The 23,223-nt window shown below is 39.0% G+C and carries 20 protein-coding genes and 1 other RNA gene; 17 read left to right on the top strand and 4 right to left on the bottom strand.

Annotated elements, in window-relative coordinates:
- The first annotated feature begins 13 nt into the window (after positions 1 to 13).
- The 16 genes from IPU53_RS25425 to IPU53_RS03490 all read left to right on the top strand — a co-directional run bounded on the left by IPU53_RS25425 (position 14) and on the right by IPU53_RS03490 (position 16,608).
- The gene (locus IPU53_RS25425) at positions 14 to 448 is read left to right on the top strand and encodes a type II toxin-antitoxin system Phd/YefM family antitoxin (RefSeq protein WP_207447763.1); all 435 of its coding nucleotides are present in this window, start codon (positions 14 to 16) and stop codon (positions 446 to 448) included.
- Entirely contained in the window at positions 448 to 648 is a 201-nt protein-coding gene (locus IPU53_RS25210) for a Uma2 family endonuclease (RefSeq protein WP_207447761.1), read from the top strand. The genes IPU53_RS25425 and IPU53_RS25210 overlap by 1 nt, the downstream gene beginning before the upstream one ends.
- 247 nt (positions 649 to 895) lie before the next feature.
- Positions 896 to 1,264: a transfer-messenger RNA gene (gene ssrA, locus IPU53_RS03555) on the top strand.
- A 378-nt stretch (positions 1,265 to 1,642) separates the two neighbouring features.
- On the top strand, positions 1,643 to 2,692 hold the full coding sequence (locus tag IPU53_RS03550; protein WP_207447759.1) for a LacI family DNA-binding transcriptional regulator: 1,050 nt from the start codon (positions 1,643 to 1,645) through the stop codon (positions 2,690 to 2,692).
- 145 nt (positions 2,693 to 2,837) lie between these two features.
- Entirely contained in the window at positions 2,838 to 3,806 is a 969-nt protein-coding gene (locus IPU53_RS03545) for an ABC transporter permease (RefSeq protein ID WP_207447757.1), read from the top strand.
- A 13-nt stretch (positions 3,807 to 3,819) separates the two neighbouring features.
- Positions 3,820 to 4,683 (top strand): carbohydrate ABC transporter permease, encoded by an 864-nt coding sequence (locus IPU53_RS03540; RefSeq protein ID WP_207447756.1) that lies wholly within the window; start codon positions 3,820 to 3,822, stop codon positions 4,681 to 4,683.
- A gap of 85 nt (positions 4,684 to 4,768) precedes the next feature.
- A complete protein-coding gene (locus IPU53_RS03535) occupies positions 4,769 to 6,298 on the top strand; it encodes an extracellular solute-binding protein (RefSeq protein ID WP_207447754.1) in 1,530 nt (509 codons plus the stop codon).
- Between the two features lie 25 nt (positions 6,299 to 6,323).
- Positions 6,324 to 7,829 (top strand): extracellular solute-binding protein, encoded by a 1,506-nt coding sequence (locus IPU53_RS03530; RefSeq protein WP_207447752.1) that lies wholly within the window; start codon positions 6,324 to 6,326, stop codon positions 7,827 to 7,829.
- Positions 7,830 to 7,896: 67 nt separating this feature from the next.
- Positions 7,897 to 8,928 (top strand): Gfo/Idh/MocA family protein, encoded by a 1,032-nt coding sequence (locus IPU53_RS03525; protein ID WP_207447743.1) that lies wholly within the window; start codon positions 7,897 to 7,899, stop codon positions 8,926 to 8,928.
- Positions 8,929 to 8,958: 30 nt separating this feature from the next.
- Positions 8,959 to 9,858 (top strand): Gfo/Idh/MocA family protein, encoded by a 900-nt coding sequence (locus IPU53_RS03520; protein WP_207447742.1) that lies wholly within the window; start codon positions 8,959 to 8,961, stop codon positions 9,856 to 9,858.
- Between the two features lie 27 nt (positions 9,859 to 9,885).
- Positions 9,886 to 10,662 carry a glucosamine-6-phosphate deaminase gene (locus IPU53_RS03515; protein WP_396019894.1) on the top strand — a complete coding sequence of 259 codons (777 nt, stop codon included), beginning with the start codon at positions 9,886 to 9,888 and terminating at the stop codon, positions 10,660 to 10,662.
- A complete protein-coding gene (locus tag IPU53_RS03510) occupies positions 10,649 to 11,866 on the top strand; it encodes an N-acetylglucosamine-6-phosphate deacetylase (RefSeq protein ID WP_242698048.1) in 1,218 nt (405 codons plus the stop codon). The genes IPU53_RS03515 and IPU53_RS03510 overlap by 14 nt, the downstream gene beginning before the upstream one ends.
- Positions 11,867 to 12,032: 166 nt before the next feature.
- On the top strand, positions 12,033 to 13,049 hold the full coding sequence (locus IPU53_RS03505; RefSeq protein ID WP_242698047.1) for a Gfo/Idh/MocA family protein: 1,017 nt from the start codon (positions 12,033 to 12,035) through the stop codon (positions 13,047 to 13,049).
- Between the two features lie 733 nt (positions 13,050 to 13,782).
- A complete protein-coding gene (locus tag IPU53_RS03500; protein WP_207447740.1) occupies positions 13,783 to 14,595 on the top strand; it encodes a DeoR/GlpR family DNA-binding transcription regulator in 813 nt (270 codons plus the stop codon).
- Entirely contained in the window at positions 14,582 to 15,880 is a 1,299-nt protein-coding gene (murA, locus tag IPU53_RS03495; protein WP_207447738.1) for a UDP-N-acetylglucosamine 1-carboxyvinyltransferase, read from the top strand. Before IPU53_RS03500 ends, murA begins: the two co-directional genes overlap by 14 nt.
- A 113-nt stretch (positions 15,881 to 15,993) precedes the next feature.
- A complete protein-coding gene (locus tag IPU53_RS03490) occupies positions 15,994 to 16,608 on the top strand; it encodes a hypothetical protein (protein WP_207447730.1) in 615 nt (204 codons plus the stop codon).
- A gap of 127 nt (positions 16,609 to 16,735) precedes the next feature.
- Here the strand turns inward: IPU53_RS03490 and IPU53_RS03485 are convergent, their stop codons facing one another.
- The 4 genes from IPU53_RS03485 to IPU53_RS03470 form a co-directional block, all read right to left on the bottom strand.
- A complete protein-coding gene (locus IPU53_RS03485) occupies positions 16,736 to 18,331 on the bottom strand; it encodes a YndJ family protein (protein WP_207447728.1) in 1,596 nt (531 codons plus the stop codon).
- Positions 18,300 to 18,920 carry a DUF4166 domain-containing protein gene (locus tag IPU53_RS03480; protein WP_207447726.1) on the bottom strand — a complete coding sequence of 207 codons (621 nt, stop codon included), beginning with the start codon at positions 18,918 to 18,920 and terminating at the stop codon, positions 18,300 to 18,302. Before IPU53_RS03480 ends, IPU53_RS03485 begins: the two co-directional genes overlap by 32 nt.
- A 9-nt stretch (positions 18,921 to 18,929) precedes the next feature.
- Complete coding sequence (locus tag IPU53_RS03475; RefSeq protein ID WP_207447724.1) at positions 18,930 to 19,838, bottom strand: DoxX-like family protein; 909 nt, start codon at positions 19,836 to 19,838, stop codon at positions 18,930 to 18,932.
- Positions 19,839 to 20,366: 528 nt separating this feature from the next.
- Positions 20,367 to 21,185 (bottom strand): helix-turn-helix domain-containing protein, encoded by an 819-nt coding sequence (locus IPU53_RS03470; protein WP_244852360.1) that lies wholly within the window; start codon positions 21,183 to 21,185, stop codon positions 20,367 to 20,369.
- Between the two features lie 263 nt (positions 21,186 to 21,448).
- Between IPU53_RS03470 and IPU53_RS03465 the strand changes: the two genes are divergently transcribed.
- On the top strand, positions 21,449 to 23,182 hold the full coding sequence (locus tag IPU53_RS03465; RefSeq protein ID WP_207448081.1) for a glycoside hydrolase family 2 protein: 1,734 nt from the start codon (positions 21,449 to 21,451) through the stop codon (positions 23,180 to 23,182).
- Positions 23,183 to 23,223: the final 41 nt, after the last annotated feature.

Below are 23,223 nucleotides of genomic sequence, written 5' to 3'. Positions count from 1 at the left end.
TGAGGTGGGAACCGTGATTGTTAGTTCAACCGAAGTACAGAATAATTTTGGGAAGTATTTACAACTTGCTGCCCAAGAAGAAGTCATTATTACCCGTAATGGGACAGAAATAGCTCGATTGCAATCGATGAAGGATCATCCAACGAAGGAGATTATATGGGACAGTTCAGTCAAGGAATCAGCAGAGCAGTATCATTTCAAAGGAAGAAAGGCCTCGTATGAGGAGTTTTTGGAATTAACTCGTGATATGGAGAATCGCTATGAATACATTGATGGAGAGATTTATTTATTGGTCTCACCAAAAACGGCCCATCAATATGCAGTCACTAAATTGTTTGGTCTATTTTTTAATACATTTCAAGATGAATGCATGCCGTTTGTCGCCCCTTATGATATTAGCCTAAAAGACCCAACCGGAAGGATCCGAATGTTGTTCAACCAGACTTAATGGTGATTTGTGATCTGGATGATCACATAAATGAAAGTGATTATTATATGGGGGTTCCGTCACTTGTCGTAGAAGTGCTATCAGAGAGTACAAGAAGTAAAGATATGGTGAAAAAGTTAGATTTATATATGGAAACCGGAGTGAAAGAATACTGGATCGTCAATCCATTCAATCGGGATGTTACGATTTATTATTTTTAAAAAAACGAAGTGAGTGCAACCAATACCTTCAAATATCCTGATACGGCAAAATCCTTTCTTTTTGAAAATGTAACGATTGAGCTGGAGAAAATTTTCAAATGAAAATAATCTCAGCAAATATTGGCAGTCGTGAATTCTTGATGTTTTATGGTATTATGTTATAATAATGAACGTAAGCAATTGGCTTCATTTATTCCAAGTTCCCACTTGGAAAGGATCTGAGGATCAAATCCTTATTCCTTTATATGGGGACGTTACGGATTCGACAGGGATAGTTTGAGCTTAGGTTGCGAGTCGAGGGGATCGGCCTCGTCAAAACGTCAACGCCAATAATAACTGGCAAAGAAAACAATAACTTCGCATTAGCAGCTGCCTAATAAGGCACTGATGCGGTTCCTCCCTCCATCGCCCATGTGGTAGGGTAAGGGACTCACTCTTAGTGGGATACGCCGAAAGCTCTCCGCCTGGGGGCCAAGGAAGAGATTAAACAGGCTAGTACTTTGGAAGCCCGTCGATAGGCCGAAGAAGTTGCGAAATAACAATATGTCGACTACACTCGTAGACGCTTAAGTGGCGATATTTCTGGACGTGGGTTCGATTCCCACCGTCTCCACCAAATACATAATTTGGTGGTTTTTATTTTGGCTTTTTTTACTGGAAAAAACGGTTTAGAAATAAGCTTTTTTATTATAATCACCAATTTTAAAAATAAAATGTGCAACTAACTGTTTCGTGTTTTCACAACGTCATATGAAGGTGTCGTGATTAAAAGACAGTTTCCGGTCATGAAAAGACAATTAAAAGACTTGTCTTTTAGAAGAGAGTTCAGTAAATTATAATCATCAACTAGAGATAACCAAAAACATTTAAACGTTAAAAAATATCTGAGTCTTTAGGCTATTTGGTTAAAGGATTAGAAGGGTGATAGAAAAATATTACTATGAAGGAAAGGTAATGGGTTTATAGAAATCGATTACTATATGGTGAGGAACTGATGAAAAAGCAGGCAACGATTTATGATATCGCAAAAAAGGCACAAACTTCCACAGCTACGGTCTCACGTGTATTAAGCGATAGTGGCTACCCAGTTAGTAACAAATTAAAAGCGAGAATACAACAAGTAGCAAAAGAACTAAACTATATACCAAATATGATTGGTAGACAATTGAAAACCAATAATAGCATGACAGTGGGTGTGATCATACCATCCATTACCAATCCATTTTATTCTTCTATTGTTTTAGGGATTGAAGATATTGCTAGAAGTAGGGGTTATCATGTACTTTTATGTAACTCCCACCGAAGTCCTGAACTTGAAGAGGAATATTTAAAAACATTACTGGAAAAGCAAGTAAGGGGGTTAATTGTTTCTTCGATTTCGTCTAATAAAGAGTTAGTTGAAGCTTTAGTGCAGAAGGGTTTAAATGTTGTAGCATTTGACCAAACCATTGAAGGATTGGATTGCAGCCAAATCCAGTTTGACTTTAGAAAAGGAGGTTTTTTGGCAACTGAGTATTTAATAGAAAAAGCCCATCGAAAAATTGGGTTTATTAGTTCTCCTTTAACTCGGCCAAGTCGCTTAAGTATTTACGAAGGATATCAGCATGCGTTGGAGAAATACGGAATGAAGACAGAAAAGGAATGGATTCAGATTGCTTCAAACGAGGAAGAACTATCAGAAAGAAATTACGAATTCAACAATGGGATTGATTTAACCCGAAAATTGTTACAGTGTTCCAATTTGCCGACGGCAATATTTGTTTGTAATGATATGACTGCATTTGGTGTTATGAATGAACTAGCGAATCACGGTGTGAAAGTTCCTGAACAAATGTCTGTTATCGGATTTGATAATATTGAATTTTCCCAGATGATTACACCATCCTTAACAACCATACAGCAACCAGACTATGAAATGGGAAGAATGGCATGTAATATCCTGCTTGATCAATTAGATGGAAAAGGAATAGAAAAAGTGGATATTGTCCTACAGCCTAAGATAATTGAACGACATTCTACACAAGCTTTAGAAACCGCTTTTTAAATCATACTCCAAAATCCTGCCTTTACAAAGTAATCGATTACTATAGCCAAATGATGGACTATTGTTAATCATCGACTTGTCTTTGAAAGCGGTTTCAAAAAACAATGCTAGATTTTTTATCATTATAAAGGGGAGGTAGAAAGTCATGAAAGAGTTAAGTGCTGTCGAAACAAACAAGATGATTGTGAAGGCAAATGTCAAAGTGAAAAAACAGAAAGCTTTTATGAAAAAGCTGAATGATAGTAAATATTTATTAATCCTCTTTGCTCCTTGTTTACTTTATTACTTAATTTTCCATTATGCACCAATGTTTGGGATTATTATTGCGTTTAAAGATTATAACTTATTTGCCGGCGTGTTGGACAGTGAATGGGTTGGGGTGAAATATTTTAAGACGTTTTTTGAAAGCCCGGATTTTTATCTATTATTACGTAACACATTTTTGTTAGGTCTATACAAATTCATATTTGGATTCCCTATCCCAATTATTTTTGCCCTTTTATTGAATGAAGTGAAGAGTATGTTTTTTAAGCGCTTTGTGCAAACCGTTAGTTACTTACCCCATTTTATTTCCAATGTGGTTGTAGCAAGTATGATTGTTGTTTTCCTCTCCTCAGATGGAGTAGTGAATCGAATGATCTCTCATTTAGGGGTTGAATCAATCAATTGGATGATTACCCCGGAATTATTTCGTAGCATTTTTGTTTCATCCGAAATTTGGCAGCATATGGGCTGGGAAACGATTATCTTTTTAGCTGCGCTAACAGGGATTAACCCGCAATTATATGAGGCAGCAGAAATAGATGGTGCAGGGAGATTTGCAAAATTAAGATATATTACGATACCTGGCATATTACCGGCGATTTTTATAGTTGGTATTTTAAATATCGGTCAAGTGCTGGAAATAGGATTCGAAAAGGTGTTTTTGCTATACAATCCAGTTACCTATGAGACGGCAGATATTATTTCTACTTATGTTTATCGGGTTGGATTAGTTCACGGGAATTACAGTTATGCTACGGCAATTGGATTATTTCTTGGTGTCATAAGTTTTATTTTTTTATTTGCTGCCAATTATCTTTCAAAGAAATCTGGACAAGAAAGTCTGTGGTAAGGAGGGGCTATGAATGAGAAACAGAAGAAAACTCACTTCGTTTACAATCGTAAATGCCATTATTCTGTTAGGAGTTGCCTTGGTTACGACGTACCCTTTCCTTCATATGATGGCTGTCTCATTAAGTGGAGATGTTCACGTTTTGCGAGGGGACGTAAATTTAATCCCGAAGGGTTTAACGTTAAAAAATTATCTACATGTGCTAAGTGATCCAAGGATTGGCACTGGATATCTAAATACCCTTATATATGTAACGTTAGGCACAGTTATATCGCTAATCATTACCGCAATGGGAGCTTATGCGCTATCAAAGAAAAGGATGATTTTTCGTAAAGGTTTTATGCTCATGATTGTTTTCACCATTTTATTTAGCGGTGGAATGATTCCTACATTTCTTGTCGTTAAAAATTTAGGTTTAATGGATACGGTTTGGGCTATGGTACTGCCAGCAGCAATCTCTACATGGAATCTAATTATTATGAGAACCTTTTTTTCTTCGACAATACCGAATGAATTAGAGGAATCTGCAAAAATTGATGGGTTAAATGATATTGGTATATTTATTCGCATTGTTTTGCCTTTATCAAAACCAGTATTAGCCACAATTGGTTTGTTTTACGCAGTAGGAATTTGGAATAACTTTATGCTGCCGCTTTTATATCTAAGGGATAATGCTCTTTACCCCTTACAAATTATTCTTAGAAATATGGTTCTTGTTGAAGAAATGGCTTCAGTGTCGGGGACAGATGCAGTGGTTATCCAGGAATCTATTCAATATGCAACGATACTTGTTTCGACACTGCCCATTCTTTTACTATATCCTTTCCTTCAAAAGTATTTTGTGAAAGGGGTGATGATTGGTTCTTTAAAAGATTAGGCAAATGACGTAAGAAGAATTTGTTAAGAGAAAGCCTTTGGAATGGAATATTTAGCTTTTTAAAGCAGAAAATGAAAGGGGATTCATGGTGAAAAAGTTGCTTTCTTATTTCATAATGGTGTTGTTTGTGTTCACTTTGCTGGTAGCCTGTTCAAGCAATTCATCAAGTGGTTCTAATTCCAATTTGTCCTCTGATTCGGGATCTGATGGGGATAGACCAACATTAAAATTATATACGAATGAACACCCCAGCTGGCCAGCAAATGAAGATTGGATCGTATGGGATATTATAGAGGATGAGACTAATATGGATCTTGAATTGGAAATTGCGGCGGAACCTTATGGAGAGTCTTTAAATCTGATTGTGGCTTCTGGAGACTTACCTGATATCATGCGGATGACAAATTTTGGAACCCCTAATGAATATGGTGCTGATGGAGCATTGGTGAACCTATTGGATCATATTGAGGATATGCCGAACTTACAAGCATGGATGGAACAATTTCCGGATGAAGCAAGAAGGGCACTTTCCCATGATGGAAAAATGTATGTATCCCCTAACACTGGTATCGGAGAAACCAACCGTATGCTCTGGATGTATCGACAAGATGTTTTGGAAGAGCATGATTTAGAAACACCTACTACTTGGGATGAGCTTTATACAGTTTTGCAAGAGTTAAAATCAATCTATCCAGAGAGCTATCCATTTGGTTTTCGGAATGGTACAGACAAATTGATCAACTTTGCACCTAATTTTGCTACAAATTGGGATTATTACTATGATGAGGAAAAGGATGAGTGGCGGTATGGACCAATTGAAGAAAACTACCGTGTTATGATTGAGTATTTCAATAAATTTTATCAAGAAAAGTTAATACCTCAAGATTTTTTATCAACGGATACAGCTGGATGGCAAGAATTGATCTCGACAGATACTTCTTTTATAACACAAGATTATATTGGCAGAATTGATGAGTTTAATCTTACAAATCGCGAAGAGAACTCTGATTTTACGATAAAGCATATGGCGCCACCGGTTGGTTTAGTTGATGGAAAGCCATTAAACTACTCTGCACACACAAATGATGGTGGATTCTCGGTAGCGATAAACTCCGATCATATCGACAAAGCAATCCAATTCATTGACTGGACCTTTTCTGAAGAGGGAAAAGACAAGTTAAGTTGGGGAATTGAAGGGGAAACTTATACAGAAGAAAATGACGAGAAGAGCTGGATTGAAGATTATGCAAGCCCTGCTGAGCTACGAATTGATACGGGGCTATCCACAAATTCAACCTATTCTTGGTTTGACTACGATGCACATATGATTTTATTTAGTGATGATGTTAAGCAGGCATATGAAGAGTCTCCACAATACGATGCGTCAATCGTTCCTGTACCATCCTTTACACCGGAAGAGCAAGAAGTTATAGCGATTAAAGGGGAAGCGATTAAAAAACATCGAGACCAAGAGATTGCTAAGTTTATGATTAGCAAGCGGGACTTGAGTGAATGGGATGCTTATGTGGAGGAAATTGAAAATTTAGGTGTACAAGAATTAATAGACATATATGAAGAGGCTTACATGAGAATGCAAGAAGTGGATTTAAATTAATTTACAATTTAAAGGAGTTCAACCAATGAAAAAGGTGATTTCTTTTATAATTATGATGCTGTTTGTTTCTGGATTAATGATGGCTTGTTCAGATGATTCATCTACGAATGAAATCGGTTCAAATAAAGATAGGCCAACGATTAAATTTTATACGAATGAACATCCAAGTTGGCCGACTAAAAAAGATTGGCTGATATGGGACTTAATGGAAGATGGCGGTAATATGAATATGGATATTGACATCGCGGCAGATCCTTATAATGAGTCTTTAAATCTTGTAATTGCTTCGGGAGACTTGCCAGACTTAATCGGCATGCCAGATTACGCGACAGGGAATAAATATGGTTCACAAGGTGCTTTAGTAAATTTATTGGATCATATTGAGAATATGCCTAATTTACAAGCATGGATGGATCAATTTCCAGATGCAGCGAGAGCAGCTCTATCTCATGATGGAAAAATGTATGTTTCACCTAACATTGGGATTGGGGAAACGAATCGAATGATTTGGTTGTATCGAAAGGATATTTTTGAAAAGCACGATTTAGAGATACCGAATAATTGGGATGAGCTTCATACAGTTTTACAAGAATTAAAGAAGGTCTATCCAGAAAGTTATCCACTCGGTTTTCGTAATGGTACAGAAAAGATCCGAAACTTTGCAACAAACTTTGGAACAGATTGGAATTACTATTATGATAATAAAAAAGATGAGTGGCGCTACGGACCTGTCGAGGACAATTATCTTGTCATGGTAGAGTATCTTAATAAGTTTTACGAGGAAGACCTAATTCCTCCAGACTTCTTATCGCTAGATGTAGCCGGATGGCAAGAATTAATGTCTACCAGCACATCATTTATTACACAAGACTATATTTCAAGAATTGACATGTTTAATGTTGAAAACCGTAAAGAAAATGAAGATTATACGTTAGTTAATATGCCACCTCCTGCCGGTTTTTCTGGAGGCCCGCAACTAGATTACTCTGCACATACACAGCAAAGAGGATACTCCATCGCGGTAAATTCTGATCACATAGATACAGTTATTCAATTTATTGATTGGACCTTTTCTGAGGAAGGGAGAGATGCTCTAAGCTGGGGAATTGAAGGGGAAACATACGAGGAAGAAGACGGGAAGAAAAGCTGGATTGAAGACTATCCAAGCCCATCAGAATTACGTACAGAGACAGGTATATCCTTATATTCAACTTATTCATGGTTTGATTATGATTCTCATATGGTCCTGTTTAGTGATGAGGTAAAGCAAGCGTATAAAGAAAGTCCACAATACGATGCACCGATCGTTCCAGTTCCTGCGTTTTCAGAGGAAGAACAAAAGGTCATCGCAATTCAAGGAGAAGCAGTTACGAAACATCGTGATGAAGAAATTGCTAAATTTATTATTGGGAAACGAGATTTAAGTGAATGGGATACCTATGTGAAAGAAATTGAAAATTTAGGTGTACAAGAATTAATAGACATATATGAAGAGGCTTACAATAGGATGCAAGAAGCAGAGTTAAATTAGTTATAAGTGAAAATCCCTCTGCTATATAGAGGGATTTAACGATTCTATATAAAAAAGGGTGATGAAAATGAAGAAGAAAACAAATTTTGCGATTGTAGGTGCAGGAGTTATCTCAGCCTCCCATGCAAGAGCGATTTCAGCGCATAATGACGCAAAACTAGTTGCTATTTGTGATGTCGATAAAGAAAAAGCAGAGAAATTGGCGGGCGAGTATGGTATCAATTATACGTATACAGACTATGAAAAAATGTTTACAGATGTAGACATTGACATTGTATCAGTCTGTGTGCCCAGTGGGATACATGCAGATGTGACTATTGCGGCTGCACAGGCTAGAATTCATGTGTTATGCGAGAAACCGTTGGATATTACCCGGGAAAAAATGACGAACATGATAGAGGCTTGTAAAAATTATCATGTAAAATTAGGGGCTGTTTATCAGAGAAGAACGTTAGAGGCAGCGATTAAAACGCGAAAAGCCATTCAAGAGGGAAAACTTGGCAAACTAGTTCTAGCAGATGCCTATCTAAAATATTATCGTAGCCCTGAATATTATAAGAGTGCTGGCTGGAGAGGCACCTGGGAATTGGATGGCGGTGGAGCATTAATGAATCAAGGTGTACATGGCGTCGATCTAATCCAATGGATGGCAGGTGAGGTGGAATCTGTATTTGCTTATTCTGCTCCGTTAATTCGAAAGATTGAAGTAGAGGATACCGCGGTTGTGGCGGTGAAATATAAAAACGGATCTTTCGGTGTGATCCAAGGAACAACATCCGTTTATCCAGGTCAAGAAACTAGATTCGAAGTTCATGGCGAAAAAGGTTCTATTATCTTTGCAGATAGCGGCTTTAAACTGTGGAATTTTATTGATCATGATGAACCAATGCCCCAAGTGAGTAATACAGAAGGAGGAAGCAATGATCCAAAAGCAATTTCGAGTCAAGGGCATTACATCTATGTGGATGACATGATCCAAGCAGTAAATGAAAACCGTGCTCCACTTGTACCCGGTGAGGAAGCCCGTAAAGCTGTGGATTTAATTTTAGCTATATATGAATCTGCAAGAACTGGAAAAGAAGTGAAAGTAAGGGCATGAGAAAAATTTATTTGAGGAGGGGATCGATGCATGAGTACTATTAAAATTGGTATGATTGGTTTAGATACGTCACATGTTATAGCGTTTACTAAATTACTAAATGATCCGAACAATGATTTTCATGTACCTGGAGGAGAAGTGGTTGTAGCATATCCCGGAGGATCGTCGGACATGGAGTTAAGCTATAGTCGTGTAGAAGGTTTTACAAACGAGTTACGAGATGGCTATGGGATAGAAATGGTCCATACCCCAGAGGAAGTTGCAGAAAAATGTGATGCGGTATTATTAGAATCTGTTGATGGGAGAGTTCATTTGGAGCAATTTAGAAAAATTGTCTCCTTTAAAAAGCCAACATTTATTGATAAACCATTTGCCACGACAACAGAAGAAGCGAAGGAGATGCAGAGACTAGCTAAACAATATCAAACTCCAATCATGAGCTGTTCGGCTCTTCGGTATGCAGCTGGGTTATCAGCTGTGCTTGAGAAAGCAGAGAGGAAAAATCGAATAGGGATGGATTGTTATGGACCGTTAGCTATCGAACCTCATCATGGTCTATTCTGGTATGGGGTTCATACTGTAGAAATGCTCTATCGAGTGTTTGGCAGTGGATGTCAAAAGGTAACGGTTGCAACGAGCGCGGATCATGATTTGATTATTGGTGAATGGGCAGATGGACGAATCGGGTGTATCAGGGGAAATCGCAAAAGCAATCATTCATTTGGCGCATTGATTCATACAGAAGAAGGGACAGATTTTGTTGATGTATCTGCTTATAAAAAACCCTATTATGCTACTCTCTTAGAGCAAATCATTCCATTTTTTAATACTGGAAAATCGCCCATTCAGTATGAGGAGACATTGGAGATTACGAGATTTTTGGAAGCGGCAAATGAAAGCCGTTCAACTGGAAAAACGGTCAACTTATAAGAAACAGGGAAAGGGGTTATTTACAAGTTGAATCTACTTATACATCCTATTAAAAAGGAAAAGGTCGGAAACTTAACTGTTAGAGTATATGAAAGTAGAAAAGCGATGGGGAAGGCTGCAGCAGTAGATGTTATAGCAAAAATGAAAGAACTTTTACAGGAAAAAGCCAACATTCGAATGATCTTTGCCTCAGCTCCATCTCAAAATGAATTTCTTGAAACATTAAGGCAGGCTCCAGATATCGATTGGAGTCGTATTACAGTTTTTCATATGGATGAATATATAGGGTTATCAGCTGAATCGCCACAACGATTTAGTACATTTTTAACAGATCAGCTTTTTGATCATGTTAAACCAGGTACCATCCATTTAATTGATAGTTCAAATGATGCAACAAAAGAATGTAAACGGTATAGCCAGCTTTTAAAAGAAGCTCCAGTGGATATCGTTTGTTTAGGAATTGGTGAGAATGGTCATATCGCTTTTAATGATCCGCCGGTAGCAGACTTTGAAGATCCACAATTTATTAAAGCGGTGGAGTTAGATGAGATCTCCCGTCAACAACAAGTAAATGACGGATGCTTTCCGACGATTGACGATGTGCCAACACATGCACTTACTTTAACGATACCTGCATTAATGTCGGGAAACTATCTATATTGTATTGTTCCAGGGAAGACAAAGAAGGTTGCGGTGAAGGAAACATTAAACAACCCGATTTCAAGCAAAAATCCAGCAACTGTTTTGCGACGTCATCCAAATTGTATCCTTTATTTAGATGAGGACTCTTATGGTAGTGAGTGAGCATAAAATGAAAACGGTGATCGAAGGGATTCATTATGCTACGGGTGAACAGATTTTTGTATCAATAGAAGAGGGGACAATTAGTCAAATACAAGCTGTTGCCAAACAAAGGGAGAGGGGACTTCCATATATTGCTCCAGGGCTGGTTGATTTACAAATAAATGGTTATGGAAGGAATGATTTTAATACACTGCCAATCTCTCAAGAACTTGTTGAACAGATAACAAGAGCCCTATGGAGAGAAGGAGTCACTTCTTATTGTCCAACCATCATAACGAATCATGATGAAGCCATCGAAAAGGCAGTGGAAGTCATTGCGAAAGCAAGTGATCAACAAGTTCAACAATGTATAACCGGAATCCATCTTGAAGGACCGTTTATCTCTCCAGAAGATGGTCCTAGAGGTGCACATGGGAAGGAATACATCAAAGCTCCTGACTGGGATCTTTTTCAGACCTGGCAAAATGCTGCGAGAGGGATGATTAAAATCATCACACTCTCTCCCGAATGGACCGGTTCATTTGATTTTATATCAAAATGTGTAGAAAACGACGTGGTGGTTGCGATTGGGCACACAGCCGCGACTCCTGAACAAATACAAAAAGCCGTTGCAGCTGGAGCTAAAATGTCAACACATTTAGGGAATGGTGCACATGTTAATCTTCCACGTCACCCAAATTATATTTGGGAGCAATTAGCACAAGATGATCTTTGGACATGTCTCATTGCCGACGGATTCCACTTACCAGAATCATTCCTAAAAGTGGCGATGAAAACAAAGGGCTTTCAATCAATGTTAGTTAGTGATGCAGTCTACTTAAGTGGGCTTGAAGCTGGTGAGTATGAAACACATATTGGTGGTAAGGTAGTGCTGACACCCGAAGGCAAGCTATATTTACAGGCAAATCCCAATCTATTGGCAGGTTCAGTAAAAATGCTCAAAGACGGGGTCACTTATCTTTTAAAAACAGGCTTATGTAATTTATGGGAAGCGTGGGAAATGGCCGCCATTCGCCCTTCTACTTTTATGAAGCTTCCAACGCAAAAAGGTCTGATCGAAGGAGCGCCTGCCGATTTGGTCGTTTTTAACTTGGAAGATAAACATGTGAATATACTGCAAACTTATAAAGCTGGAACACTCGTATATCCCAGTGCAACCGTCCGTAAGCCTCCGCTTCAAGACAATGAGACTAACGGACGATAAGTCTCGCTAACCATCTGTTGGATGAAGCCCCATTGATGGCCGTCACGCTTTATTCCTCTTTATAATTTGCTTCATTGCGAGAGAGAAAATATCTACCTTGCAAAAAATTTATAGGAGGTGCGCGCTGCCAATCTAACGAACAAATATAATATGTGAGGAGATCAAGATGGATAAAAGAGCTTTTTCTATAATCGGATGTCAGCACGAACATATTGGCATTTTTATTGAGGAAATGTTAGAGCTTGGATATGAATGTGTGGGTATGTATGAAACAGAAAATAAACTATTGCTTACATCCATGGCAAGCAAATACAAGCTTCCAATTGTAGAAGATAAGGAAGTCTTACTCGGAAGTCACGTCGATATTGTTGGAAGTTCTGCGATTAATAATCAAAAAATAGATCTGATTGAACTTTGTGAAGAGCGAGGAAAACATATCATGGTTGATAAGCCTGCTGTTTCGAATCGGGAAGGCTATAGGCGATTGAAGTCTACCATAGAACGAGGCAAAATCGAAGTGGGGATGCTTTTGACAGAACGTTATCGGCCAGCATTTCAAACATTAAAAAGGTATATAGATGAGGGAGATTTAGGGAAGATCGTTAATATCGGCATCCGCAAACCCCATAAATTAAAACCTGCTAACCGTCCAAAATGGCATTTTTCTAAGGAACAATGTGGGGGATTGGTAATAGATCTGTCTGTTCACGATTTTGATTTGCTGCGTTGGTTGACTAGTGCAGAAATCATTGAGGTAGAGGGAATGGTAAGCAAAAATATTTTACCGGAATATCCCACTTTTTATGATACTGCCTCCCTTCAAGTTTTGCTAAAAGGTAATATACTCGCACAGCTTTATGTGGATTGGCACACACCGGAAGCAAGCAAAACATATGGAGATGGACGTGTCTTCGTCGTGGGTACAAAAGGATATGCTGAGCTGCGTCTATCGGGAGACCCTTTAATTACTAATGAGAATTTAATGTTCCTAGTGACTCATGAACAGCAACCTAGGCGTGTCGAACTAGAAAATGTGGAGGGAAATATTACAGAGGATTTCTTACGACGCATCAATGGAGAACAAATAGGGATCACCCATAGAGATATTTTAGAAGCTACAAAAGCAGCAATCGAGGCCGATGAGCGAGCGAAAAAGTATTCTGAAATTGAAACGGTAATATAAGAAAGGGAATTGTAAAAGTTATCCAGTTTAAACTTTCGCTTGATAGCACAAATATCTTTGAAAATACGATGAAACTGGGAATATAGCTGTTTTTACATTTAGAGTGGCGCAACTCTATGTAATGTGCTATTCACTTAACCTATATTGATTAGGTTATTAATGGACATGTAATAGAATAAGTTTCCAAGGGGGGTCAACACCTTTTCTTTGCCCCTTGTCTCGGTAAATCTGAGAGGGAGGTGAAGGATTAATGCTTGCCATTACTTTCGCAAGCTTAATCCTAGTTATTTAACCATAAAAATAATCCGCCCTTGACCTAGAAAGCAATTGGCGGATTATCTGTCTAATGCTGATTGCTTTTAAAGCGATTCTATTACAGGCCGTCCGGTCCTTTTTAATATATTCATTTTTTATGTTTACTAAAACATAAAAAATGAAAACTTAAACCATAGGCTTCCATTAGAAACATTGCCCACACAGTGGATTGGTTGAATTTTGCTTGATATTTGCGGTCCATTTGTAGAGCTTTATTCACTTTTATAAACTATGAAATTACAAGCCGTTCGGCGATACAGCGCCGTCGGTTTTTTGCTGGTTTGAGGGGAGAAAAGCTAAGTATTTTTAAAAAAAGCAATAATGTGAAACAAAACGAATGAATTTATTGACAAAAGTGAAACATCCGGCATAATAATAAGAAGAAGAGGGCAGATGTTAGTTTGAAAGGATGAATAGGATGTTAGCAGAGGAACGAAGGCAGAAGATCTTAGAACTATTAAAGCAAGAAGGCCGAGTTATTGCAAAGGATCTATCTGAGTTGTTCGAAATGTCTGTTGACTCTATACGCAGGGATTTAACGATTATGGAGGAACAGGGTTTACTACAAAAGACGTATGGGGGAGCGATATCAAGGTCTTCCAATCCAAAGGTTCGGACCTTGCCACAACCGGAATCACAGCGATACGGAGAAGGTGCTCCTCACCAAAATGCGATTTCCAAGCTAGCAGCTTCTTATATTAAGCAAGATGATACGGTCTATATAGGTGGTGCTGGCATTCAATATGGAATGTTGAAATATCTTCCCACAGATATTCCTTTTACTGTAATCACCAATTCAATGAAAATTGCTGCACTCATTCGAATGCAGGACAATATTACATCCTACTTAATCGGTGGAAAATTGCGAGCGGAATCGGCTGGCAGTATGATTGATATATTAGCGATTGAAATGATGAGCAAGTTTACATTAGATATTGGCTTTTTAACAGGTGGTGGAGTTTCTGGGGATGGAATTAGTACTGCAACACCAGAGAGTGGGGCTTTTGCTCGCACTGTTGCCCAAGTTTCCCGTAAAAACATTTGTCTTGTACCACATGAGAAGTTAGGACAACAAATGTTTATTACTTCTACTCCGATTGAAACGATCGATCTCGTGATAACAGATCAAGCAGCACCGGAAAGAGCAATTCAAGAAATTAGAAAAAGAAATGTTGATATCATATTTGCAGATGAAGAAGAGAATGGAAGTGAAATAGATGAAATGGATTAGTGTACAATCCTCTCCAGAATTACAAGGTGAAATTCATATCCCAGGTTCTAAAAATAGCTCATTAGCTTTGCTAGCGGCATCCTGTTTAGCTGATGATGAGGTAACCTTACTCGGTGTTCCAAATATCTCTGATTTTCGGGTCATATGTAAAATAGCAAACGAAATTGGCTGTACAATGTATCGTGATTCTTCGGGGGCAGTGCAGATTGATCCTAGGAAGATTCATCACACATGTCTCGATCCAAAAAAATCTTCCGCTTTTAGAACAGCTTATTATTTTGTGGGTGCTTTACTAGCGAAGTTTGGCAAAATATCGCTAGGTTATCCTGGTGGAGATGATTTTGTTAGTCGTCCGATGGATCAGCATATCAAAGCATTGCAAATGATGGGGGCGAAATTTACCTTTCACAAGGATTATTATGAAGTGGAAGCGACTGAACTAAAAGGGGAAACAATTTATTTTGACCGGATTACTTCAGGTGGCACGATTAACATCATGTTAGCGGCTGTGCGAGCCAAAGGAAGTACGATCTTATTAAATGCGGCTCGTGATCCGGAAGTGATTGATACAGCAATTTTATTAAATAAAATAGGCGCCAAGATCAGTGGAGCTGGAACAGACACGATCCGTATTACTGGAGTTCCACATTTAAAGGGTGGCGTTCATCGTGTTATCCCCGATCGTTTAATTGCAGGTGCTTTTTTAATATCAGCTGGAATGAAAGGCGGGACTGTCACGGTACAGGATGTTATTCCTGATCATTTAACTGCATGCATTTTAAAGCTCAGGGAAATCGGGTTAACGATCCAGGTGGATGATCAATCGATCACCGCACACTCCGATGGTATTATAAAAGCCTCGAGAGTAAGAACATCTATGTATCCTGGGTTTCCGACAGATATACAACAACCTTTAACGGCATTACTTACACAAGCGCCGGGTAAAAGTATTATTAGTGATAAAGTGTATCCCCAGCGTTTTCATCATGTCCAGCAGTTAAGAAGAATGGGAGCGGATATGAAAGTCCGTTCAGGAGTTTCTTTCATCAAGGGAGGAACGCCTTTGAATGGCGCGCTCGTCCACGCTTCTGACATAAGGGCGGGTATTTGTTTAATCCTTGCGGGGCTTGTGGCAGAAGGGGAAACAAAGATTACTGGTATTCAGCACATCGAACGTGGATACGAAAATGTGGTTGAAACATTCCAATCACTTGGGGCTATAATTGCCTTAAAAGATTCCCAGTTAGATGAAGATGCTATAATTCATGAAGTTCACTCAAAATAACAGACTTCTTCAGCCAATATTAATAAAAAGAGAATAGAGAGCATTGTTTTTAATGATTTTTCCTTTTTTGGTTACACTAACAAGCGAAATAATCAAAAAGGGAGTGCTCGGATTTGATAAAGTTAAAAACATTTGTAATTGCACTTTGTATTTCTTTCATTGCAATAAGTACCCTGACTGGAAATGCAGCAGCTCATGAAACGACTCATTTTCACATGGATCAAGAGGAATTTCAGTCATTGATTGACAAAGGTTATTCAAAAAAAGATATTTTTCATGCAAAGGGGATTGCTCACCTTGCGAGAAAAGATATTGAGGATGTATTGAATCACCATCAAAAAAGCAAATCTTGGGAAAAAACGGCTAGTCATTTTGGCATCGATGTGAAGGAAATAAAGGCAAAGCATAAGAAAATGAAAGCCAAGCATAAGAAGATGAAAAAGTTTTATAAAGATCATCAAGAAGAAATTCTCGGATATATCGCTGGATATTCTGCTATCTCTCCAGAAGAATTGAAAAAAATCCAAGCAGAAAATTCCTTGGAGACTCATCATATAATGAACGCTGCGATTATTGCAAAGTTAAGCAATAGTGCCTTGGTGGATATTGTGAATGAACATAAGGCAGGGAAAAAGTTTTATGACATTGCACAAAATCGCAATGTAAAGAAAGCGGAGTTTAGAAAGGAATTTAAAAGGGTTTATCATGAATTAAAGAGAAACAATTAAGGAAAAAGAAGGAGACTTGAGACCCATTTATCCCGTGCAACCGTCCGTAAGCTCCCACTTCAAGACGATAAGACGTCAAAAAAGGCTGAGTGGGGGAACGGACGCTAACACCCTGACAAGTCTCGCTTTATTTTTGCTTAATTTTATAATCAATTTTTAGAAAAGGAAGGCCGAAGATCCACATCTTATGTTTGGCACGCAATTCTCCTGTTTGCACCTCTTCGATATGGAAGCATTCTTCCAGAGGTAGTTTGAATACATACTTTTTCCAGGTGAGATAAATGCCAGCATCAGATTGTTGCTGGTCTTTTTTGCTTGTTAGTTGTAAGCCGGATCCTAAAGGTTTTACATCTAAGATTCCAGTCATTGCAGACCACGGAAGCGGTAGCGCAATATTCATATAGTTTCTTTCGTTTGTTCTGTGTTCAGAATAAAGGGCGACAAACACGATTTCATCTTCAATTTTTCGTAGCCAGGCGCGAGGCGCTGTTCGTCCGTCTAAATCCTTGCGAATCCCCCAGATGCCCCCTGTCATCTCGATTTCACGGTGATGAATGGGTAAATTGATTTGTTGCATACATTTACTCCATATTCGATAGAGAGCGGCCAAGGGTTTAAACCAACTAGACCAGTTAATTTTTGCGGAAAGTCGATAATCAATTGTCCGTTCGTAAAAATCAATAATCGTAGGAGAGAGTGCTTGTTTATTCACCCCATAAACACGCATATCATCGACTAATCCTCGATAAGAAGGGCCATTACGGTCATTTTTTATTATTTCCATAAGTTTTTCCCCAATCACCAATCCTCCGCGGATCTGGCTAATCGGAAAAGCAGAGCTGCTTGTTTTTTGGGAAGGGACATGGAGCGACCATCCCACTACGCCAAAGAGAGCGAACACAACACAATTCAGTAAACCATGAAAACGAAGCATGAAATCAATATTAACAATAAATAAATGTGATATGTTGCCATAGGCATATAAAAGTGAAAAACTAATCGTGACAGCTAATGAGAGAAATGAAAGGCGCACGAGCAGTTTTTGCCAAAGGTTTTGAAGAGCGCATCGAAAGGCTAAGAAAATTAATCCGCCAATGCCAATGATATAGAGGAGGACCGAAAGCAACTCAATCCAACGGGCAAAAGTGATGCCAATCGCGACAATAAGCGGAGATACTAAAAGCAAAGGGCTGATCCAGCGATAGGCTGTCGACTTTGCCTGTCTTCCTAAGAAGCCAATAAAAATTGGTAATAGAAAGGCGGAATAATGAAAATGGATCGCGGTTAGCCAGGTAAGGATCGCTGAAAAACCGGTGTTCCATCCGGCTTCATATGCCCAAAACCAAGCTCCTCCCATCGCCAAATAAATAAGTCCTAGATCGATGGAAAATTCCTCTAAATGTACGAAACCTCTTTGTAAAAATCGACTTACTCCATAGATCGCTACCATGATCGTAAATAGGAAATAAATCGCAGCGACCCAGCCATCCCAAGAAGTTTGGTCTGTCCATTGTAAAAAAGCGACAGCTCCGTAAGCAGGAATGGAGAAATAGTAATACAATCTGTTCAACCAATCTTGTTGTTTGGATACGAGTTGCAATACGATGGGAATATAAACAATTTGTGCAATCGTCAGCATAATGGAAGGCCAGGGTTGGATACTAAAACTGGCGATTAATAAAAATAAAAGGCTATGAACAAGGATGAATGGGCGTAACTTCATGCGTGCTAAACTCTCCTTCGTAAGCAAATACGGTTCCAATTAGCGGGTTGATCACGCTCACTGAAATATGAAAACACTCTTGATCTTCCAAATACTTCTCTTTAACAGTCGCCAAGCCTTGCAGCATTTTTGGAAGGGGGACTTCAAATCTACCTAAAACAAGTTTTTGATCCTTTGAATCAATTTGCAAACTTCCATCACTCAACACGGACATCGTTAAATCAGAGTAAAATAAGCTTGGTTCGCCAAGATAGTCTTTAATGATCATTCGATTAGGATCTAGGCTCATTTTTGCATTGAAAAATCTCTTCTTCGAGCCAAAATGAAAAACGCGTTCCCAATAAATTTGTTCTTCATCTTCTGGTCCCTTTAAAGGGATATTTTTGATGGAAAAAGGAATATTCTCTCCTCGCTCTGGAAAAAGAAGCTTCCAATTAGTAGCTATGTAAAATAGTGGAAATAACCATTTAGGTCCACCTTGAATATGACTCATGATTCCTTTCGCTTCGAAAGGAAATTGATATCTCTTTTGGAGCATGGGGTGTAATTGGAAAAATTCCTCTCCAATAACTTCCTTATAAATCGACATGTGGGCACCTCATTTTTTTCGTTTGCAGCTCCTTGCCGTAGGAAGATCCTTGTGTAATAGAAAACCAAGTATGGATAGAACGATCAATGCCAGATTAAAAGTGAGTGGACTAAAAGGATGTGCTAAATAATCTGGATTGGCTATAATGGCAGAGCAGCCCAAAATTGGGAAAGCGAACATTTGCAAGATATACCATTTTCTTTTTTTACGAGCAATGACTAAACATAGTCCGTACAGGATTTCTACTATTCCAATTAGCGCTGTCAACGTTTGCGCAGCTTGAAGCTGGATAGGCAATAAATTGGTCATCATACTTATTTCCTCGGGATGGGGATGGAAGATTTTTGGCACCAATCCATGATACAGCCAAATAAAAAAGAAAAGAAACGTGATCATCCAACCGGAAAAAAAGCGTAAGAATTGGGAGGCAGGGGTTTCTTCTTTTTCCAACCACCTTTTTAAAACATCAAAGCTTATAGCGGTTCCCCAGCCAATCAGAGGACGGAAAATGAGCACATCAAATAATTTCCCGAATCTCCCTCCGTTCACTTGATAATCATACTGGGTAATAAAATCGATAGCATCCCCATTTGGTTTATACTTCCAATACCCGCGTCCTTCTCGGATAATGCTGATAGATTGCTCTGTACCAAAGTGTAAAGCCGAAGTACGGGAGCCATCCTGGCTTTGACTTCGCACCTCACTAGTGCTTTTTCCCCAGCCCGCAATTTTTATCCCAAATCCAATCTTTGTTTCATATGTAAAAAGCTGCGCTTCATCTGCTTTTTTTGGCATATAAGTAATGGAGCTAAAGCGCAAATCCCATTGCTCATGTTTTTGAGGATCTTGAGAAGCTGCCCATAGACGCTCAATTTCCGTTTTGATAGGGACTTCTACATAAATTGGTTTTGCTTTCATGGTTCACCCCTTAAGCTCTGTTTTTTTGCTGTATAGCAAATGACAAAAACCTAAATTGTTGATAAGTTCTAACAGGGAAGATTGGTGTCTAGCTCCAGCGCCCAGCCCCCCTAGGTCAAATAACCTTGAACCTATGAAGGGAAAAAGCCCCTTCCTAGGTTCAGGAACATTTGCTTGTCGGAGGCCAACAGGATGTAGGTCAGAACAGCGTTGCGCCAGGATGGCGCGTTTTTAGCTGTTCATCCTTACTATAAAAGTTTGTACGTCGCTAAACGGGCGCCTTGCGCTTTTGTTAGAAACTATAAAATTGTCGCTTGTGGATAACTGTTTACCTTACGATTGGTGTCTAGCTTCAGGCGCCATCGGCTCGAGGCTCGCAGGAGCGAGTCCATCGGCGTTGCGCCAGGACGGCGCGAATTTAGCCGATGTTCTGCATAATAACCTGAGCCAATGAAAGGCAAAGAACACCTTTCTTTGTCCCAGAACATTTGCTTGTCGCCGATAGGCGGGCGCCTTGCGCTTTTCTTGTTAATCCACCACGATATGGTCCACAGGTACAGTGTGTTTGCTTTTGCGAAATTGTCCGGGAGACATTCCCATTCGCTTATGAAACACTTTACTGAAATAGTTACCATTGGAATAGCCAACTTTTCGAGCAATCTCTTGAATAGACTGATCAGATGTAAGAAGCCATTCCATCGCCTTATCGAGGCGGATTTTGGTTAAATAGTTTAACGGGGTCATCGATGTTGTTTTATGAAAAAGTCGTGTGAAATGATATTTGGATAAACCAGATGCTTCGACTAAATCATCGAGCCCAATGGGTTTATCATAATGTTTTTGAGCAAATAAGGCAGCCTTATTAATAGGTTCGGGCCATTGCTGGATAGGTGAACCCAAATGACGAGCAAATCGATAAAGCTCCATCATAAAAGAATAACCTAATGCAGAAGCCTGATAGGCATCCGTGATGTTTTTCTCCACTGCTTTTTGATAAATCGTTAATAATAATTGGATCAATTCTGATTCAGGTGGAAAGGTGATCACTTGTCCCTTTTCCTCATGGATCAGTTGAAAGACTCTTTGAATTTCTTTCCCATATAAAGTAATATGAATAAACTCCCAATGCTCACTCTCTTTAGGAAAAAAATAGCGGTGTGGACTGGGCAACTCTACCAAAAAGGCTTTTCCAGATGTTAAGGGATACCTTTTTCCATCTATTTCGATCATGCCTTGACCTGATAAGGTATATTGAAATACATATTTGCCAACTTCGCTTCGCGCCATGCCATCCCAGTTATAATTGGGAGAATTCACATTTTCCCAGCCGATAGCATAAATTCCCACAATCTCATCCTGGTGGCTCCCGTTAAATCTGAAACCGAAAGATTCATATTTTTTATTGGAGTGTTCAGATAGCAATATTCTACCCTGCTTTCTATTTTTTTACCATTGTAATGATGGGTGAATGATTCTTATCATGAATATAGCAATAAGATGAAAGGAATACAATGTGAATATGTGATTTTTGTTTCTCTCGTTAATTTAGGTGAACATGTGTATAATGATTTTTGAAGAAAGCAATTATTTAAAATGGAGGTAGATGATTGATGACAATTCGCAATGAATATCCACGTCCGCAGTTGGAAAGGAAGGATTGGCTCAACCTCAATGGTGAATGGCAGTTTGCTTTTGACCATGGAAAAAGCGGGATTGAGCGTGAATTTTTCAAAGATGGTCCTTTTACGGATACCATCCAAGTTCCTTTTTGCCCAGAAAGTGAACTATCAGGCATTGGCTATACTGATTTTATGGCAGCTGTCTGGTATAAGAAAGCGGTACAAATTCCCAAGAGTTGGTTGAAGCAACGGACTATTCTCCATTTTGGAGCTGTTGATTATCATGCCCATGTATGGGTGAATGGACAAAAGGCTGGAGAGCACAAAGGAGGTTATACGCCCTTTTCATTTGATGTAAGCGATTTTCTCGATGGAGAAGAGGCCGTTATTGTTGTTTGTGCGGAGGATGATAATCGTTCTGGCTTACAGCCGCGTGGAAAACAAAGTGGCGGGTATTATTCAGCTGGTTGTGACTATACTCGCACCACGGGTATCTGGCAGACCGTTTGGATGGAGACTGTTCCACATACTTATATCAGAAACACAGCCTATAAAACTAATCCTAAGACAGGAATAGTATCAGTTGATGTCCATTTAAACCAATATGAAAAAGAATTAGAGGTAGAATTAGAGGCTACATACAAAGGGAAAAGCGTTGCAAAAGCAGCGACTTATGTATCGGGTGCTTCTATTCATAGCAATCTTTCATTATCAGAGGTTCATCTATGGGAACCTGGGAAACCAGAACTTTATAATCTAACCTTATCGCTTAAAAAAGGTGAACAAGTGGTTGATCAAGTGGAAAGTTATTTTGGCGTCCGTTCTGTTTCGATTGAAGACAAAGCGATTTTGATTAATGAGAATCCTGTTTTCCAGCGTTTGGTGCTTGATCAAGGCTTTTATCCCAAAGGGATTTATACAGCGCCCACTGATGAAGATTTAAAAAAGGATATAGAAATCTCGATGGAAATGGGATTTAATGGGGCACGCCTTCATGAAAAGATCTTTGAACCTCGTTTTCTCTATTGGGCAGATCAACTCGGCTATCTTGTCTGGGGAGAGCACGGAAACTGGGGATTAGATATTACAGGTTCCAAAGGATTGGAACATTTTTTACCGGAATGGATGGAAGCAGTTGAAAGGGATTTCAATAGTCCTGCACTGATTGGTTGGTGCCCATTTAACGAAACATGGGATCAAAATGGGACACGGCAAAATGATGAAGTGCTCCGTATTACGTATGAAGTGACAAAACGGTTAGATCCCACACGTCCTGTGATTGATACTAGCGGGAACTTCCATGTCGTAACAGATATATTTGATATCCATGATTATGAACAGGATGTGGAAAAATTCGCCGGAAAATTTGCAGAAATGGGCCGTGGCGGAAAAACGTATGTGACATTCCCAGATCGTCAACAATATGAAAATCAGCCTTATTTTGTCAGTGAATATGGAGGGATTTGGTGGAACCCTGGAGATCAAGAAGGATGGGGTTATGGAAATAAGCCAGAATCTGAAGAAGACTTTTTGCAGAGATATAAGGGATTGACAGAGACCTTATTAAAAAATCCGGCTGTTTGTGCTTTTTGTTATACCCAGCTTTATGATATTGAACAGGAAGTAAATGGTCTCTATACCTACGAGCGCAAGGCAAAATTTGATCCCTCTGTGATTCGGAAGATAAATAGTCAAAAGGCTGCAATTGAAGACTCAGACGAATAGAAAGAAGATAGAAGAGATTAATATGTGGGAGAAATTGAAGC

Origin of the sequence: Bacillus sp. SD088 (assembly GCF_017355205.1) — a bacterium.
In the GTDB taxonomy this organism is placed as follows: domain Bacteria; phylum Bacillota; class Bacilli; order Bacillales; family Bacillaceae_C; genus Lederbergia.
Note: the sequence above shows the minus strand (reverse complement) of the source record. Positions and strands in the feature narration are given on the sequence as shown.

What these genes read in the sequence shown, in the direction of transcription:
- IPU53_RS03510 (WP_242698048.1), top strand. Translation starts at nt 10,649, where the DNA reads ATGGTAGTGAGTGAGCATAAAATGAAAACGGTGATCGAAGGGATTCAT.
- IPU53_RS03550 (WP_207447759.1), top strand. Translation starts at nt 1,643, where the DNA reads ATGAAAAAGCAGGCAACGATTTATGATATCGCAAAAAAGGCACAAACT.
- IPU53_RS25210 (WP_207447761.1), top strand. Translation starts at nt 448, where the DNA reads ATGGTGATTTGTGATCTGGATGATCACATAAATGAAAGTGATTATTAT.
- IPU53_RS03475 (WP_207447724.1), bottom strand. Translation starts at nt 19,838, where the DNA reads ATGAAAGCAAAACCAATTTATGTAGAAGTCCCTATCAAAACGGAAATT.
- IPU53_RS03480 (WP_207447726.1), bottom strand. Translation starts at nt 18,920, where the DNA reads ATGTCGATTTATAAGGAAGTTATTGGAGAGGAATTTTTCCAATTACAC.
- IPU53_RS03525 (WP_207447743.1), top strand. Translation starts at nt 7,897, where the DNA reads ATGAAGAAGAAAACAAATTTTGCGATTGTAGGTGCAGGAGTTATCTCA.
- IPU53_RS03520 (WP_207447742.1), top strand. Translation starts at nt 8,959, where the DNA reads ATGAGTACTATTAAAATTGGTATGATTGGTTTAGATACGTCACATGTT.
- IPU53_RS03500 (WP_207447740.1), top strand. Translation starts at nt 13,783, where the DNA reads ATGTTAGCAGAGGAACGAAGGCAGAAGATCTTAGAACTATTAAAGCAA.
- IPU53_RS03485 (WP_207447728.1), bottom strand. Translation starts at nt 18,331, where the DNA reads ATGAAGTTACGCCCATTCATCCTTGTTCATAGCCTTTTATTTTTATTA.
- IPU53_RS03505 (WP_242698047.1), top strand. Translation starts at nt 12,033, where the DNA reads ATGGATAAAAGAGCTTTTTCTATAATCGGATGTCAGCACGAACATATT.
- murA (WP_207447738.1), top strand. Translation starts at nt 14,582, where the DNA reads ATGAAATGGATTAGTGTACAATCCTCTCCAGAATTACAAGGTGAAATT.
- IPU53_RS03540 (WP_207447756.1), top strand. Translation starts at nt 3,820, where the DNA reads ATGAGAAACAGAAGAAAACTCACTTCGTTTACAATCGTAAATGCCATT.
- IPU53_RS03535 (WP_207447754.1), top strand. Translation starts at nt 4,769, where the DNA reads ATGGTGAAAAAGTTGCTTTCTTATTTCATAATGGTGTTGTTTGTGTTC.
- IPU53_RS03530 (WP_207447752.1), top strand. Translation starts at nt 6,324, where the DNA reads ATGAAAAAGGTGATTTCTTTTATAATTATGATGCTGTTTGTTTCTGGA.
- IPU53_RS03545 (WP_207447757.1), top strand. Translation starts at nt 2,838, where the DNA reads ATGAAAGAGTTAAGTGCTGTCGAAACAAACAAGATGATTGTGAAGGCA.
- IPU53_RS03465 (WP_207448081.1), top strand. Translation starts at nt 21,449, where the DNA reads ATGACAATTCGCAATGAATATCCACGTCCGCAGTTGGAAAGGAAGGAT.